16 protein-coding genes are annotated in these 15,816 nt (G+C 60.0%); 6 read left to right on the top strand and 10 right to left on the bottom strand.

Annotated elements, in window-relative coordinates; all coding sequences use genetic code 11:
- Positions 1-283: 283 nt before the first annotated feature.
- The 8 genes from AC1DBN_RS20780 to AC1DBN_RS20745 all read right to left on the bottom strand — a co-directional run bounded on the left by AC1DBN_RS20780 (position 284) and on the right by AC1DBN_RS20745 (position 7,132).
- Entirely contained in the window at positions 284-880 is a 597-nt protein-coding gene (locus AC1DBN_RS20780) for a PIN domain-containing protein (protein WP_477724133.1), read from the bottom strand.
- 39 nt (positions 881-919) lie between these two features.
- Positions 920-1,378 (bottom strand): helix-turn-helix domain-containing protein, encoded by a 459-nt coding sequence (locus tag AC1DBN_RS20775; RefSeq protein WP_477724132.1) that lies wholly within the window; start codon positions 1,376-1,378, stop codon positions 920-922.
- Positions 1,379-1,859: 481 nt separating this feature from the next.
- On the bottom strand, positions 1,860-2,057 hold the full coding sequence (locus AC1DBN_RS20770) for a hypothetical protein (RefSeq protein ID WP_477724131.1): 198 nt from the start codon (positions 2,055-2,057) through the stop codon (positions 1,860-1,862).
- Positions 2,054-2,575, bottom strand: coding sequence for a hypothetical protein (locus AC1DBN_RS20765; RefSeq protein WP_477724130.1), 522 nt, complete (start codon positions 2,573-2,575; stop codon positions 2,054-2,056). The genes AC1DBN_RS20770 and AC1DBN_RS20765 overlap by 4 nt, the downstream gene beginning before the upstream one ends.
- A gap of 180 nt (positions 2,576-2,755) precedes the next feature.
- Positions 2,756-2,971: a hypothetical protein gene (locus tag AC1DBN_RS20760; protein ID WP_477724129.1), complete on the bottom strand. Its 216-nt coding sequence runs from the start codon at positions 2,969-2,971 to the stop codon at positions 2,756-2,758.
- A gap of 62 nt (positions 2,972-3,033) precedes the next feature.
- Positions 3,034-3,468: a DUF1003 domain-containing protein gene (locus AC1DBN_RS20755; RefSeq protein WP_477724128.1), complete on the bottom strand. Its 435-nt coding sequence runs from the start codon at positions 3,466-3,468 to the stop codon at positions 3,034-3,036.
- Between the two features lie 63 nt (positions 3,469-3,531).
- A complete protein-coding gene (locus AC1DBN_RS20750; protein WP_477724127.1) occupies positions 3,532-5,973 on the bottom strand; it encodes an HAD-IC family P-type ATPase in 2,442 nt (813 codons plus the stop codon).
- 67 nt (positions 5,974-6,040) lie between these two features.
- On the bottom strand, positions 6,041-7,132 hold the full coding sequence (locus tag AC1DBN_RS20745) for a zinc-dependent alcohol dehydrogenase family protein (RefSeq protein ID WP_477724126.1): 1,092 nt from the start codon (positions 7,130-7,132) through the stop codon (positions 6,041-6,043).
- 274 nt (positions 7,133-7,406) lie between these two features.
- Between AC1DBN_RS20745 and AC1DBN_RS20740 the strand changes: the two genes are divergently transcribed.
- Entirely contained in the window at positions 7,407-8,633 is a 1,227-nt protein-coding gene (locus AC1DBN_RS20740; protein WP_477724125.1) for a DUF6544 family protein, read from the top strand.
- Positions 8,630-9,022: a pyridoxamine 5'-phosphate oxidase family protein gene (locus AC1DBN_RS20735; RefSeq protein WP_477724124.1), complete on the top strand. Its 393-nt coding sequence runs from the start codon at positions 8,630-8,632 to the stop codon at positions 9,020-9,022. The genes AC1DBN_RS20740 and AC1DBN_RS20735 overlap by 4 nt, the downstream gene beginning before the upstream one ends.
- Before the next feature lie 182 nt (positions 9,023-9,204).
- On the opposite strand, the gene AC1DBN_RS20730 is transcribed toward AC1DBN_RS20735, so the two are convergent.
- Together AC1DBN_RS20730 and AC1DBN_RS20725 are read right to left on the bottom strand one after the other, a co-directional pair.
- Positions 9,205-9,555: a hypothetical protein gene (locus AC1DBN_RS20730; RefSeq protein WP_477724123.1), complete on the bottom strand. Its 351-nt coding sequence runs from the start codon at positions 9,553-9,555 to the stop codon at positions 9,205-9,207.
- Positions 9,552-10,703 (bottom strand): ATP/GTP-binding protein, encoded by a 1,152-nt coding sequence (locus AC1DBN_RS20725; protein WP_477724122.1) that lies wholly within the window; start codon positions 10,701-10,703, stop codon positions 9,552-9,554. The genes AC1DBN_RS20730 and AC1DBN_RS20725 overlap by 4 nt, the downstream gene beginning before the upstream one ends.
- A 199-nt stretch (positions 10,704-10,902) precedes the next feature.
- Here AC1DBN_RS20725 and AC1DBN_RS20720 point away from each other — a divergent pair, with 199 nt between their 5' ends.
- The 4 genes from AC1DBN_RS20720 to AC1DBN_RS20705 all read left to right on the top strand — a co-directional run bounded on the left by AC1DBN_RS20720 (position 10,903) and on the right by AC1DBN_RS20705 (position 15,367).
- The gene (locus AC1DBN_RS20720; RefSeq protein WP_477724121.1) at positions 10,903-11,415 is read left to right on the top strand and encodes a hypothetical protein; all 513 of its coding nucleotides are present in this window, start codon (positions 10,903-10,905) and stop codon (positions 11,413-11,415) included.
- 2,151 nt (positions 11,416-13,566) lie between these two features.
- Positions 13,567-13,995 (top strand): DUF6188 family protein, encoded by a 429-nt coding sequence (locus AC1DBN_RS20715; protein WP_477724120.1) that lies wholly within the window; start codon positions 13,567-13,569, stop codon positions 13,993-13,995.
- Between the two features lie 279 nt (positions 13,996-14,274).
- Complete coding sequence (locus AC1DBN_RS20710) at positions 14,275-14,466, top strand: hypothetical protein (protein ID WP_314215420.1); 192 nt, start codon at positions 14,275-14,277, stop codon at positions 14,464-14,466.
- 214 nt (positions 14,467-14,680) lie between these two features.
- Entirely contained in the window at positions 14,681-15,367 is a 687-nt protein-coding gene (locus AC1DBN_RS20705) for a DUF2625 family protein (protein ID WP_477724119.1), read from the top strand.
- Positions 15,368-15,816: the final 449 nt, after the last annotated feature.

Raw genomic sequence — 15,816 nt, 5'->3', positions numbered from 1 at the left:
TCCTTCCACCACGTGGCCCTCACGCGGTGGAAGGAGCCTCTCAGGCGGCGCTTAACCACACCAATACCGGCGCTGAACAGCGCAAACTCTGGGAACGCACCCTGGCGCTAACCCGCACCACAGATGGACCCCTCAAGAGCGAATATTCAAGAATCTGGCTTGCGCGAAATTCTCCCCTCGAAGACTGCTACGGGGCAGCTCGATAACAACAGGTTCGCGCCTTTGACGGCAAGGGCAGTCAGATTACCCGCTCGTGTTCGCGCATAGCGATCTTGATGAGGAATCAGTACCTGCCGGTGAGCGCCCAATGCGAGATGCGCTTCTTGATGCGTTGAGCAAAGTCTGGTGCCCCAGCATCAGAAAGCGCTTGATGGAGGTTCTTGCCAGACCGTTTGGCCCAGTAATCCATTTGACGTCGCGTTGCAGCACTTACGGCATCGGAGCGGCGTTCCTCTATAAGACACAACATATCGTCGGGTGTATAGATCTCGAACTCAACATTCTCAATGACAGGTGCGAAATCCGAGTAGTTAGACGTTACAAGATAGTCGACTTTTCCATGCTCGGCTGCTGCGATGACGTGTGCATCGAACACGTCTTGCCCTGAGGTCAAATACGTTTCATCGATTTCATAACCAGTGATCATCGCCTGGGGGAAGGCCGCAGTAAGGCGACGTCGCCATCCGCCTATCTGTTCCTCTGACCAGCCAGGATTCTTCTTACGAACGTGGTACTGGTATTCGGTCATAACGTCTTCGCTCCACCGAGGTGAAATACCTTCAGGTCCCGACTCCTGGCAGATTATGCAGAACCAGTCTCGCAAGGTCCTCGAGAAGAGAACGTTGGCGTCTAAGAAAATGAGAGTGGCCCCTGGTTGCATGCTCTTAGCATAGGTAACCAGGGGCCACACATCGCGGAGTTACTCCGCGAAATCCTCCGCGTCTTCGAATGAGCGCAGATTATCGAAGGACTCGCGTTGGCTCTGAACTCTCCGTTCAGCAAAGGTTTGCAAATCTGTTCTATTGAAGCGGGTGTGCGACCCAACCTTGTGGGAAGGGATGTCCCCACTCATGGCTAATTTCATGAGGGTTGGTCGCGACATTCCGAGGAACTTAGCAGCTTCAACACTGGTAAGTGCCCTAGATAGGCGTGTGATGCCGACAGCCTCCCCAGTAGCAGCGAGGCGCAGTACAGCCTGAAGGAGGTCGCTAAGGGATTCGGGCACTGTAACGGTGTCCCCGGAGGATGATTCAATACGAATCCTAAGCTCACTCGCAGGAATTTCATTGAAATGCCGAGTGACTTCTTGCGCTTCAGCACTCTGCGACGACGTTACGTCGATGGTCTGAACGTTCTGCACGGTAGTAGAGGTACTCACGACGCTCTCCTTTTCACTTGTTTCAATCATGACCGATAAGTGAAATAAGTGCAAGCCGGCGGTTGTCATTAGGGGGTCGGTGCTCCGACCCCCTCGAATCGAGCTGCCGCCCAAATTTCGACACGTTGTCCTCGACGGATTGAGTGTGTGTGAGTCGCAATCTGACTGCATCATCGCTTCCGGCGACCTTCCCGGCCCGTCCGCTCCACTTTGCGGGTCAAGACCTCCGAAGGTGGCATGCCTTCGTCATTGCTTCCATGTTTCGAACCCCGATGCGGCTAGTAATGGCGGCTCCAGCGCGTTGGAGCGGGTGGCGGTCTTGTCGCCGCTCTGCTTCCTAAGCCGGTCTCCGACCAGTGGCACCCGCCTATGGCTGCGTTCATCAGAGTCGCTGCCGCTGCGAGGCGCCAACCATCCTGTAATACTCGCCCGAAGAACTCTTTCAAACGGCAGGCTGTACAGCGACGAGGGAATGATCGAATCAGACTCCGGCTTTACGGTTTGCATAACTGTAGAGGTCGGGCGTCTCCCGTCCGTAGATATGTTCCTGTCCAAGCAGGGCGACAACACTGCCTGCCGCCGCGAGCACGGCAGTCGCAACCGACAGCCGTGCCCACACCGGATTCAGAAGGTTCCCGCCCTTCGGCATCGGCGCTCGACGAAGCGTCTTCCCGTTCATGACGTCCCATCCTGCAAGGTTCGGCTGTTTTGTCGATTCGCAGGGAGGCCGACTTTATCGGGCTTCGAACTTGTCGAATGCTTCATCGCTTCGTTGCCCGCGATCAAGGGAGAACCAATTGCCGGGGAAATTCCCAGCAGAGCAAAAACGAGGATCAGTTCCAGGGCTCCGAGCCCAAAGTACAGACTTTGCAGCCAGGAGTACCCGATGATGGCCAGCTCGGTAAAGATCCAGATGAGCATTGCGAAGCCTGCAATCGTCGATGCCAGCAGAGCCCACTGGCGTCGTGTGAGCAGCCCAAATGCGGCGGCCGCGTGGGTTCCTCCAACGATGATGCCAAGGATGAGACCCGGGGCGAGGAAGGACGGGAACCATGTCCCCGCGAGAATCTCCGGCGGGACACCCGCTCCGTTGCAGATAATGGCCAGTACGGCGCCCCCGAAGGCTGACACCGCATCGAAAATCAGGAGGACAACTAGCACGCCTGATAATGTTCTGCTGGAAAGCGGGAGACTCATGATTGGGACCTTCCGGTGGGTCACGCTGTTAAGAGACCCCGTTAGGAGCGACTACGGTCACATCGTTCTGTCCTCCGCCTGCGTCTGCTCTCGCCCACGGAGGTGCCGGGCAAAGTGTCGGGCGTAGCCTCGCGGAACCTCAGGCCCTCAGGGCTGACTGTAGTCGCCTTTCCACACGACTCATAGGGCCTCGTGCCCATCATCGCCGGGACCATCCGACTCACCGAGCTGTCCGGCGGCCAGATCAGACCGGACCACGCCCGGCTCTTCGATGCGCCCCATTGTGGTGGTGACCATTCCCTGGATTGTCTCGGTGGGACCGGTGACCGAGCTGAGCCGGGCGCTGCTGATCGGCGCTTCCTGCGTGCTCAGCCTGGTTGTGGCGGAATACTTCATCTACAGGCATCCGCACGGGCGGCCAGCGCCTCCACTAAGCCGGCCTAGGCCTGGCTCCGCTTTTAGGTGTCTGCGCGGCCGTGGAGGCAGGCCATAGAAGGCCGCGACCCTTGCAGCTCCTGCAGGATGGCAAGCTGGTCACGGTTGATGGTTATCAGCAGTTCGATCTCTTCCTTTGCCTTGGTGTTGGTATCGTAGTCGTGCTGGGCCATGGCCGCAGCGATGGCGTCCTGGCGCTTGGCGGCGATGAGCAGTATGGCGCCCTGGAGTCCTGCCAACATGGAGAGCAGGAGGTTCAGGAGTATGTAGGGGTATGGGTCCCAGGCCTGGGCGTCCAACGCCCAGGTGTTGATAGCGGCCCAGATGAGCATGAACCCGATAAAGCTTCCAACGAACGGCCAGCTTCCCATGCCGTTCCGCATAATGTCAGCCGCCCGTTGCCCCCTGGTGAGCGAGGCCTTGTGTTTGTCGTGCCAGGTCTTTTGTTGATGGTTCATGACTCAGACTAAGCCTCCCGTCCTCACCGCGGGGTGCACGCTGTTTCCCCGCACCTGCCGGTCCTAGGTAGCGGGGGCGTGGTCCCTGTTGAGGTACCGTCTGTGTGCCCGATGCAGGAGTTCGACGGCGAGGCAGCCGGCGAGAGCGACCAGCGCCGTCGCTGCCAGGTGTTCTTGGTCAGGCAGGGTGAAATCAAAAAAATCGCGGAGCGGCGGCACTGTCAGCATCATCGCAAGGGCGGCATACATGAGACCGATGATTAGTATCCGCCAGCGGTTCAAGGGGCGTGAGAGAACCACCAACACCCACAGGGCGATAAGGGTCAGGACAAGAGCGGAACCGGTCCGCACAGCGGGGCCGGTGCTGTGACCGGCCCACGAGGCATATGCGTCGATGCTGAGGACAGCCAGTGCGATGATGAGCCCGGCAGGGACGGCGAAGGATAGTGATCGCTTCAGGAATCCGGCCCGGTAGCGGCGGGTGTTCGGCATCAGCGCCAGGAAGAACGCGGGAATTCCGATGGTGATGCCGTCCGTGGCGGAGAGCTGGCGGGGAAGGAACGGAAATCCCCAGAGGAGGGCACCGAACGTGACCGAGAGGATGACGGCATAGGCGGTTTTGGCCAGGAACAGCATGGAGACCCGCTCGATGTTGGCGATCACTTGCCGGCCTTCCGCGACGATTCCCGGCAGCCTGTCGAATCTGCCGTCCAACAGGATCAGCCGCGATACGGCTTTGGTGGCGGCAGCGGCGGAGTCCATGGCGATGCCGATGTCCGCTTCCTTCAGGGCCAGGGCGTCGTTGACGCCGTCACCGGTCATGGCCACGACGTGCCCGCGCAGTTGCAGGGCCCGGACCATGTCCTTCTTCTGTGCAGGAGTGACCCGGCCGAACACGGTGTGGCGCTCCATGGCATCGGCCAATTCTTCGGGGTTTTCGGGCAGTTCCCGGGCGTCGAAGCCGCCATCGGTTTCCACCCCTACCTCGCGGGCCACCGCCGTCACGGTTCGGGGATCGTCACCGGAAATGATTTTCAACTCCACGCCCTGGTCCCGGAAATAGGACATGGTCTGCGCGGCGTCCGGACGGACCTGCTCACGAAAGGTCAAAAGTACGGCGGGAGCGGCCTGGGCCGGGAGCACTTCTTCGTTGTCGTTTCGGGTGAAGTTTGTTCCGGGGGCGTGTGTGAGCACCAGTGTCCGTAGTCCGGAGGAGGCAAGTCCGGCCGCCGTCCGACGGGCACTGTCAGCCCAGGGAGTTCCCGGGAGGAGGATAATTTCCGGGGCCCCCAGCAGCCACGTCCCGGCTGCGGCGGTGCCGGCCGGGAAACTGACCGCGCTCCACTTCCTGGCGGACGAAAAGGGTACTGAGTCAAGCGGGCGGAGCGTGTGGTCCGCGGGGAACGTTTCGGTGAGGCACCGGGCGGTGGCGTTCGCGTTCGGGTCTGCGCCGAACCACCCAAGCGCCTGCTTCCACCCTGTCGTTGGTTCTGTGTCCAACAGGTGGACGGCGTCGAAAACAATCCTGCCCACGGTGAGGGTCCCGGTCTTGTCCAGGCACAGCACATCCACCCGGGCAAGGCCCTCCACAGCGGCGAGTTCCTGGATGAGCACTTTCTGGCGCGCCAGCCGGACGGCGCCCACAGCAAAGGCGACACTCGTCATCAGGACCAGGCCCAGCGGAATCATTGCTATGACGCTGGCGACGGCGCCCACGGACGCAGTCTTCCAGGTCCCCGTTGCTATGGCCTGCTGCCATCCGCCCTGGCCCTGCATCTGCCCGTTGACGACGATGGCCATAATGGGCAGCAGTGCCAGAGTGATCCACCGAAGAATCCGGTCAAGCCCCCGGCGGATCTCCGACTGGACCAGGGAGAACCGCTTCGCCTCGGCTGTCAGGCGGCTCGCGAAAGACTCCGCGCCCACGCGGGCCACCACGGCCCTGCCTTGGCCCGAGACGATGCTGGAACCGGACAGCACTTCAGCACCGGCAGCTTTCTGCACGGCGTCCGATTCGCCGGTCAGCAGAGACTCATCAACTTCCAAGCCGTCAGCGTCCAGGATCACCCCATCCGCGGGGACCTGGTCTCCCGCGCGGAGGACCAGCACATCGTCGCGGACGACGTCTTCGACGTGGATCTCCTGAACCGCCCCGTCCCGGAGCACCCGTGCCTGCGGGGAGTTCAGAACAGCAAGGCGGTCCAGTGACTTCTTTGCCCTGTATTCCTGGACGACACCGATGAGGGCATTGCTGACGGCCGCGAATCCGAACAAGGCGTCCCGCCACTGGCCGAGCAAAAGGAGCAGCACGAAGCTGCCGGCCACGATGGCGTTGAAGAGAGTCAGGACGTTGGCCCGGAAAATGTCCCAAAGGCTCCGGCTGGAATCATCTGACGCGACGTTGGTCAGTCCGGATTCGATGCGCACGGCAACATCATCAGTGGACAGCCCGGCCCTTTCCGCCAGGTGCACCATGCGGATGGCCGCGTGCTCCTGCCCTGTCATCCCAGTTCCCGCACCGGTCGCGGTGACATTCCTGGCGACCCGGCCATGGTCCGGGGTGGGGTCATTGTCACGCAGTTGCTTCCTGCGGTGCCCCGGTGGTTGCCCTCGCATTGAGCATCACCTTCAGTGCCTTGGTTTCGGCGGCCCGGGAAAAAGTGTCGTACGCCTTTTCGATGTCGTCGAGATCGAACACGTGACTGACGAATGGGTCCACCAGCAGCTTTTGCTGTGCGACGAGCTTCAGTAGCGTGCCGGTGGTGTTCGTATTCACCAGTCCCGTGGTGATGGTGATGTTCGAGATCCAGAGTTTGTCCAGCGGCAGGTCAACACCTTTGCCATGGACGCCCACATTGGCCACGTGGCCGGCGGGCCTGACAATGTCCAGCACCATGGCAAAGGTCTCCGGTATACCCACTGCTTCAATGGCTACGTCGACGCCGAGACCATCCGTGAGCGCAAGCACCCGATCCTTCCAGCCAGCATCGGTGGACACCACGCCGTCCGTGGCACCGAAGCGTCTGGCCTGCTCTACGCGGTTCCGGTCCACGTCCACCGCGATGATGCGCGATGGACCGTAGAGCCCCGCGGTGGTGATGGCCGCCAGTCCAACGGGACCTGCGCCCACCACGGCGACGACGTCACCGGGCTTCACGGCCCCGTACTGCACTCCGATCTCGTGGCCGGTGGGCAGGATGTCGGACAGCAACGTGCCCGCCTGTGGTGTGACGCCGTCGGGCACTTTGTACACGGAAGTCTCTGCATACGGGACGCGAACAAACTCGGCCTGTGTCCCGTCGATGAGGTGCCCAAGAATCCAGCCGATCCCGGCGGCCCCCTCCTTACCCAGACAATGGGCGAAGACTCCCTGCTTGCAGTAATCGCAGTGCCCGCACGCGGAGATGCACGAGATGATCGCCCGGTCACCGGTCGCGAGGCCGGTGACTGCTGACCCTACTTCAACGACCCGGCCGACGCCCTCGTGCCCGATAATGCGGCCGGGCTCCACTGCTGGCACGTCACCCTTGAGGATGTGCAGGTCGGTGCCGCATATGGTGGTTGTCTCGATCTTCACGATAACGTCGGTCGGTTTCCGGATCCTGGGATCGGGTACCTCTTCCCATGCCTTCTGGCCAGGACCGTGGTAGACAAGTGCCTTCATCGGCGTTCCTTCGATCGGCCAAGGCGCCCCCGCCCGGGAGCTGCGTTCGGCGGCATCGCTGACTGCACGAGTTGCCCTAAGCGTACGTCCCGCCTCCCCGCCCCACGCAAGGGGATCATTCGGTTCCGGCGGCAGCTTAAAGGCGAGGATCGGCCGTCACGGTCAGAATGAGCATGACTTGTGGACTCTTTCGCGGTGCAGGGGCACACACTGGGACGAGGAGGGGTGCTCACCTCGCCACCGCCCAGGACGCGAGATGACATGAAATCACTGTTTGCCCTTTTTTCTCGGCCTCCATGGTCTTCTTCATCTGCTGGGTGCGGCGAAGGGGCTCGGGCTTGCCGACGTTGCCCAGCTGACCCAGCCGATCACCCGGCCGGAGGGTTTTCTATGGCTTCTCGCAGCGGTACTGATCCTGGCCACCGCGGTCTCCCTGTTCGTTATGCCCGGATGGTGGCTGGTGATCGGCATTTCTGCGCTCATCCTGTCCCAGCTGGCGATTAGCCTTTCGTGGGCTGACGCCGGGTATGGCACCATCCCGAACATCATCCTGCTTGCCGGACTGGTCTTCGGGTTTCTGTCCTCGGGGCCCCGGAGTTTCCGCGCCGAGTACAACCGTGAGGTCGCACAAGACCTTGCCCGATCCGTCCCCACGCCGCTGCTCACCGAGGCCGACCTCGTGCACCTCCCCGCGGTGGTGCAGCGCTACATCCGCCGCAGTGGCGCTGTTGGTTTACCGAAAGTCCAAAATTTCTCGGCCCGCTATCACGGACAGATCCGCAGCGGGCCGGACTCGTCCTGGATGTCCTTCACGGGCCGGCAGCACAACGCCTACGACCGTCCCTCACGCCTGTTCCTCATGGACGCCTCAAAGTCCGGAATGCCCTTCCAGGCCTTCCACCGTTTTGTCGGCCCGTCCGCGACGATGAGGGTCAAAGTCGCCTCGCTGGTCACTTTGGTGAACGCGGCTGGCCCGGAGATGGACGAAGCGGAGACGGTCACGCTACTCAACGATCTTTGCGTGCTGGCGCCGGGCGCGTTGATCGCCGGAAGCCTTCAGTGGCGTGAGATCGACGATGAGTCGGTCGAAGCGTCCTTCACCAATGCCGGCCGCACCATCCGCGCCGTCCTCTCGTTCAACGAGCTCGGGGAACTGACCAACTTCGTTGCCGATGGACGGGGCGCCTCGTCGTCGGATGGACGATCGTTCACCAAGATGGGGTGGTCCACTCCGTTGACGGCCTACCGGAGCTTCGGAGCGCACCGGCTCATGGGTTCCGGCGAGGGGATCTGGCACGCACCGGCAGGAAACTATTCCTACCTGCGCTTTGTCCTGGATTCAATCGAGTACAACGTGGCCAGACCGCCCCTATTGTCAGGCTGGCCCCTGTGTAGGCTCAGCCCATGGATACCGCCGAGCCCGGACAAGCAACTGAAAATCTCAGCGTGCATGACTGCTGGAAGTACCTTCGGTCATCCTCCGTCTGTAGGGTGGCCGTGACGGACGGCGACGGACTGGGCATCTTCCCCGTGAACTATGTGCCCAACTACGGGACCGTCATCTTCCGGACTGGCCCCGGAACCAAGCTGGATGCCCTGCTGGCAACACCTGCGGTGGTGCTGGAAGCGGACGGGTTGAACAGTTACGGCACCATCGCTTGGAGTGTTGTTATCAAGGGTCTTGCTAAGGTGGTAACGAACGGCGAGGAGCTCCAGGAGGCCGCAGAGGCAGGCCTGTCGCCCTGGCAGCCGGGGATGAAAGACACGCTCGTTCGGGTCACGCCGAAGGAAATCAGCGGCCGCCGCTTTGTCATCAGCTCGCCAGTGAACTGGTGGCCGCCCCTGGACTCTGCGTCGTCGGAACCCCAAGACCCTGGCCAGGGCACGTGAGAACCAAACACGAGCGCGTGGCTGAAGGCCCGGGTTCCGGAGTTACCCGAGACGGGTGAAGTAAAGCCGATTCCTTACGGCTGTGCCAGACGCCAAATAGCGGCGTGAAAAAGCCGCCACTTATTGCCGAAAGTCACACGCCGAGGGTGAGACAGCGAAAATGGATTACGCCGCCGCCGGAGTCATCCGTTGGCCGAGGGCGGCTTGGGCAACTCCCAGACCCGGGCGAATTCTTCGGCAACCTGGGGCTGGCCCCAGACCAGTCGGCGGCCATCCTCAACCGAGTCGATCCCATCGGCCAAGCACCCGAAGACGACGAATTCGTGTGTGATGACTCTGCCGGCCGCGTCTTTCCGCCCCAAAGGATCTGGGAAACGCAGCGCCACTTTCCCTCCGACACGGTGGCAGACTTCCGGTTCGTCCCCGAGAGCCGCGAAGACGGCGTCGTATTCCGGAAGCGGATCCTCAAATCCTCCGTTAAGGAGAAATCGGATGCCCCAGGTCCGCCCTCGAGTGGCCCAGATGAGCTTCATGCAGGGTTCCTGAGAAGGATCTGCTCCTTTTCGCCCTTGTCCAAGTCCATCCGGAAGCGCGTCAATGTGGCTGTCAGATAATCGTGTTTGGCCAGCGCTTCGGAATTGGACTCCTTGAGTTTTTCCCCGACCAGCTTGGCCGCAGCATTCAAGATATGGGGGGCGACCTGATTCACCAGATGGCCTATTCGGCCAGGTAGCTTCAGTTTGCTTTGGACCAGCACGCGGGCCATAGCACCGACACCGTCCAGCAGATTCTCGGCCACTTTCCTGGGGATCTGCATCGTCTGGGTCCACCGGATGTGTCGTTCGAACGGAAGCATGGCGGCCAGGGGAAGGATCAATTCCAAGCCGACGCGCTTGGCTACCTCAATCTTGTCTGCCTCGAATTTTGCCGACGAAAGCAGCACGAAGTCCTCTCCCACTGACAGCGCGTCGCTAGCTTCCACGAACCCAGCGAGCACCTTGCGCAGTTCGACTAGGTCGTCCCCGGCCTTCTCTATCAGGAGATCCCTAAACTTGACCACGTCCAGGTTCGGCAGCAGGTCGGATTTCGACAGCGCCATGATCCAAATACGCGGAAACTGGACGAGAGGCTTGCCGTCCTCCAACAAGTCATCCTTGAGCGACAGCAGGCCATTGTGGAAATTGGCCAGTAACGACTTAAGGTACCGTTCCTCCTCTCCTGAGTTGTCCAGCAACCGCTGCCCATCCACCAGCAGGAGAGCGACATCGGAACCCAGCAAGGACCTGAACGTGTCAATCCTGCGCCGGGCCTCCTCCGGCCCACTCGGGTCCTGTTCGAACCAGTCCCCCGGGTAGTCGTGCCAGACGAGGCGCAGGGCCTCGAAAGGTCTGGCCCTCATGGCCCTGGCATCAGATCCGTCCTTCATCGTGACTTTGAAGGAGTAGGACGTGGCGGCGAAGCGGGTGGCTAGGGGCAACCTCGCTGAATCCCTCATGCCAAGGTAGTTTCGGTGCAGCAGGGTGCCTTGGCCGAAATCGTCCGCCATCACATGAAATTGATTGTTCTGCCGATACTGCGGCTCTTGGGTGGCTCCGTAGAACGAGGACAGCATGACGGTCTTGCCACTACCGCTCTCGCCCAACACTGCAATGTGCTGCTCTAATGCTCTGCTCAGTTCCATGCCAGAAGCCTACGCGAGCCGCATCCCGCATTAGCCCGGTGCTGGCGGGCCTTGATTGCTCATCTCCTCAGGCCTAGCATCCGTGCCGTGAGGGTTGTGCGAAAGGTGCGGATCAGAAATGGAAAGAGAGTCAACGGTATGTCCTCGTTGTGGCGCAACGTCAGCGTCAGGAAGTCTTCTGCTGGCTGGCTCGGGAGGTTTGGAAGCAGTTGAAGTAGAGGTGGGCTACTCCGAATTGCAGTCTTGGCTCAGCAAGTGGGACGACGTTCTCCACGACTACAAGGCCATTGAGGAAGCCTTCACCACCGAAGGAACATATGCCAGCGTCCTAAGGCATCGGCTCCTAAGGTTCTTCGAGGACTGTTGGCACCTCATTGACTGGATAAAGAGGGATCTTGAACTCCCGGCCGCGGTGCGGGAAAGAGTTATGAAGGCGGCAACTAGTTCGGAACCGATGGGGGTTTGCGGGGCTGTGGCGAACACATCTAAACACCACACGCGATGGGAGGGTCAAGCGATGGCGCAAGTAAGGGCAGTAAAAATGCCGCAGGGTAGTGGCAGATGGTCACCAACGGTGACGATCACCTTCCGGCATCCAGGCACCCCCGAAGCGCGAAATCACGATGCGAGAACCCTCGCCACCGACTGCTTATCTTGGTGGCAAAGTTTTATAGATCAGAACGAACTAGTCGTTCCCTGGGAAGATAAATAGCAGGCCTACCTGGCAAAAGGTTGGCTATTGCTGCCTGCGTAGTTATCCATGCAGTGCGGCGGTCCTATCATCGACGGAGTCCTCCACGGACCTCCCACCCTGCCAATTCGTTACTCCTAGTCCAGCGTTTCGTCGAGTATTGGGTTACCGAGTTGGGCGCAGACCTCAGCATTAGCTTTATCATTTGCGTCTGGGTCGCCGTCGTTTCTTTGTCTGCGAAGTGGTTGGGCCACCGTTTGTCCCTGAACTGCTAGCTCCCGGAGATTGGACCCCCACATGCCAAAACTGGAGAAGGTGCTTGAGTTCCTTGGGCGCATCTTTTGATTCCATGAGCTCACCGAGGCTTTGATACGGGAAGTGGCGGGCAAATGTGCTTCTGGCTCTCTTTAGCACCCAGCTGGAGCCGAATACGAGAGATGCGGTTCCGTCCGCTTGGTAGGCGGTAGATTGAACGTGTGCTGCCACAGCTATCGCCCTCCAAGGATCTAACATCACAAGGCCAGGAGCGTGGGGAACAAACGATGTTTTCGCCATCTTGGGCATGACAAAGATTTTGGGCAATCGCCATGTCGCACTGTCGTAGGGACGAATAGTGTGGGGGAGCGAGGGGCCAGTCACGTTCAGTCCTGGCGTACGGGTTCCATCGATCGAGATATGGACATAGTGCACGCGGGGTTGTATCAGCCCCACGGTGTACAGCACAACGAGCCTTACGCTGCTGACAGTTAACTCGTGGTCGCCTGAGAAGCCGACGACCTCCAGAGCCCCGGTAGACATGTCTCTCGCAGGGAGGTCACTTGCGTGACCAACCGGTTTTCCCTGGTTAAGGTGCGTTTCCCAATCTGGTAGACGTAAATGCACTTTTTTGAGCTTTCCGCGCTCGTTGGCGAGCTGCTCAGCGAGGTTTGCCGACCGCTTGGACAATCTGAGGGAAGACACTGCTACGGCTAAGGCGACTATAGAGATCCCTGCCGCCAGCGGATCGATTTGGAGCTGCATCGTTTGTAAAATGAGGTCTGACCACCACGTAAGGAATTGCTCCATCGGCACATAGTCTCATTGCTTGGTGCCTAGAATGCAGAGCTTCCGTCGCCAAACTACCGGGTTGACTTCCACTGACCGGTAAGTATGGGCAATCGGGATTAACACAGCACCCCCACTCGATCCAAAGAGCGAATGGGGGTGCTGTGTTGAGGGCCCTAAACGTGCGCGTTAGCTGCCGGCGCCGATTGGCTCCACAGGAACATCGATACGAGAGGGCCGAGAAGGAACTCTTCGCCCGCATGGAAGGCGTCGGCCGAGAAATCGAAAACCGAGTCACCGGCAACGACAGCAGCCGGCTAAAGGACCAAGGCCTGAAAGCTGAAACGGCCTCGGCCGAGGACTACGGCTCAGCCGAACAGCAAAAGGCGTTTGCCGCCTCGCTGACGAACAGCGGTGCAAATGATTCCCAGATCAGGGGACGGGTCGCAGCGGAACGCAGCGAGGCCACCCACCCCCGCGCAGGGCTGTCTATGGGGAAGAGGGCAACCAAAGCGCGAAAGGCCCCTACTGGGGCCTCCAGGGGCAGTGAGCGCTCGAAGGCCGGTCCTTCGAAGTAGTTGCTGGGAACAAAGAACCAGGGCCCACCGGACGTGTTCGGTGGGCCCTGGTGCAGGTGAGAGATCGGCTTCCGGGCGTTGGGCGACAAGAGTATCCAACTCTATTCAGTCATCTCCGGCTGCTTCTCTGAAGCTTCACGAAACCACCGACTACAAAAACCAGGCTCCCTATCAGCCACGCATAGGCGCCGCTTTGCAGGTCTTGGATAGTAAGCCACCAAATCCCCAGGACCAGAAATAGAAGGCCTCCCACGAGGATGACGATTGCTTGGTTGCGGGGGTTCATCGATCACCATTTCACTGTGGCAGAGCCGAAAGTTATCCGGAGTCTACCCCTGAGACAAACGGCAAAGGGTGGGCATCGTCCGAAAGACCTGTCCGTTAGCCACCGGCTCAGTGGAGCCGCTTGTGCCCGGTGACGGATCCCTCATCGGACTCTGTGCGCCGACGTGATCCTGTTGCTCGGCGACCTGTATTGCGAGCTCTTCGTTTTTGGGCTGCCTCCATACAGAGGCAAGGCTAGGGTGGAACGCAGACGGAAGGGGACGTTGTGGCATATGTGCCGGCATCTATGAGCGGTACTCAAAGATCCGAGGGTTTCTGGCTTCTCGATGTGAGTGGGCAGCTCATCCTGCAACTCGTCCTGGATTTACAAGTAACTCTGGTTCTCGAACACTTCAGAATCACCATCGAAGCGAGCTTCATTCTTGAGCGCCCCGATGGCACTTCGCATGTAGTGGAGCCTGGTGGAGATTTCGACCAACTCGGTCCCGTTCTGCCGCTCTCACGATCCAAAGTAATTTCTGAGGGAAGAGCTTTCGACGACGGGCGCCTTGAAATCGTTATTCAGGACGGCTTCCGGCTGAGTGTCGTGCCGGATCCGGAGTCGGCGTACGAATCGTGGAACCTCACAGGGCCGGACGGACTGATGATCGTGTCCTTGCCTGGACATGAGCTTGCTGTTTGGGGCAGCCCGTAACGGATCCCCAACCGGACGCTTAAAGCGTCCGCTGGGCCACCGGCTTACGGGGCACCCAGGGCGATCACGTCACCGACACTGGATCTATGGAACCCCTTCCCGGGCTTCCTTGGCTGTTTGTGGCAAGCCCGGCAGTACGGGAGGCAGAAGACGCAATCTCCGATTCTATTCCTGACGCTGATACGACCACGGCTCTGCCAAGCACCTCCTGTCCCTATTCCCTACCGCTACTAAGACTTGTAGCCTCGGCTGAACAGGAAGGTGACCGAGGAGGTCGGTATGGCGGGCGAACGAGGTTTCCCAAAGCTGATGCTTCTTTGTGTTTCTGGCTTGGTCGCGGGAATTATCGTGACTTTTGTCCTCCGGGCAATCTTTCCAGAGGCAGAGATTTTCTACATGGCAGCTGGAGCGGCGGTCACCGTCCTCATTGCGGTGCCGCCACTGATCACTTACTTTCAAAAGCGGATGTGAGTGCTCCGTTTGCCTTTCTTCAGCCAGCATAAACATCCCTGGTGCGACCTGAGCCCTTCGGAAGCGCCGACGCCTCAAGATCCGACGGTGGTGTCCGCTGAAGGATCCCTCAGCGGGCGCTTTGAGCGCCAAAGGCCGATTAAATACCGGTCCGGGCAGTGCATTTCTGCAGGCGAAACAACGTATCCAGCGCAGTCTGTGACAGCATCTGATCATGACTCCAACACGATCTGCGGATGAGCTTCTGAGCGTCGATTCTCCAGCGTGGCCCCGGCTAAACGCGCTCTTGGCCAGCGCATCCGTCGATTTCAAAGTGGTGCCAGCTGACGACACCGCCAAAGGAAACGTGCTCTTCCGGTTGCAAGTGACCGCCGCGTCGACGCTTGGAGCGATTGCATCGAACTGCGGAGCTCTCGTCGTCGATCACGGGTGGGTGCGGATTCTTGGCGCCGGCACTAAAGGCATCGAGGACATCGCTACAGCCAACGCTCTGGGTGATCCCGACCATCGTGCAGCGGCCCCAGGACATCTCGTGATCGCCTACGACGTCCTGGGTGGAGTCTTCGCTATCAATCACGATGATCTCTCCGCCGAACCCGGAGAAGTTTGCTACTGGGGGCCGGACACTCTGGAGTGGACTCCTTTGGGCGCCGGCCACACTGCATTCGTTGAATGGCTGCTGAATGCAGGAGGCGCGGAGTTCTACCGTGAACTGCGCTGGCCGGGATGGGAAGAAGAAGTCGCAGCTCTGTCCATTGACGAAGGCATCAGCGTCTACCCGTTCCTCTTCACAGAAGAAGGCCGCAACATTGCAACGGCGGCAAGAAAGGCAGTTCCCTTCCGGGAACTGCTCTATCTGAATGCACAAATGGCCAACAGCCTCAGCCCAGGGTCAAACTAAACTTCTGCCCGCCCGGTGGAGGATCGTTTACCGGACGTGTGCGCCCTATCGACTTCTGGTCTCCAAGGGCTAGAGCAGGTCTACCAGTTCAAGGACTTCAAGGCCCACCCCATAGCCGTAGGGGCTCTGGGCGGCACATTAGAGATTCCACCGCGGAATCAGGGGACGAAAAAGAATGCTGCTGCCCCCCTGGCCCTTTGTGGTGGCCCTTTGTGCCCGCGATACACTCGCAGCAAGGGGGCAGTAGATGAATCGGAAAATTGATGAGTGGCCATGGAATCGCCCTTGGCCTTGGGTACTCTTCATTGCCCCATTCATCGTGTTCATGGGGTTGATATGGATTCCTACAGGGAGTTGTGCCATGTACACGGGGGACGTTCAAGGGGACACCTCGTGTTATGTGGGGCCAGTTGCTGGTTACGGTGCGACGTGGGCAATGACGACGGTTG

It is taken from the genome of Pseudarthrobacter sp. 10T415 (assembly GCF_056394175.1).
This window is presented reverse-complemented; position numbering and strand designations above follow the sequence as displayed.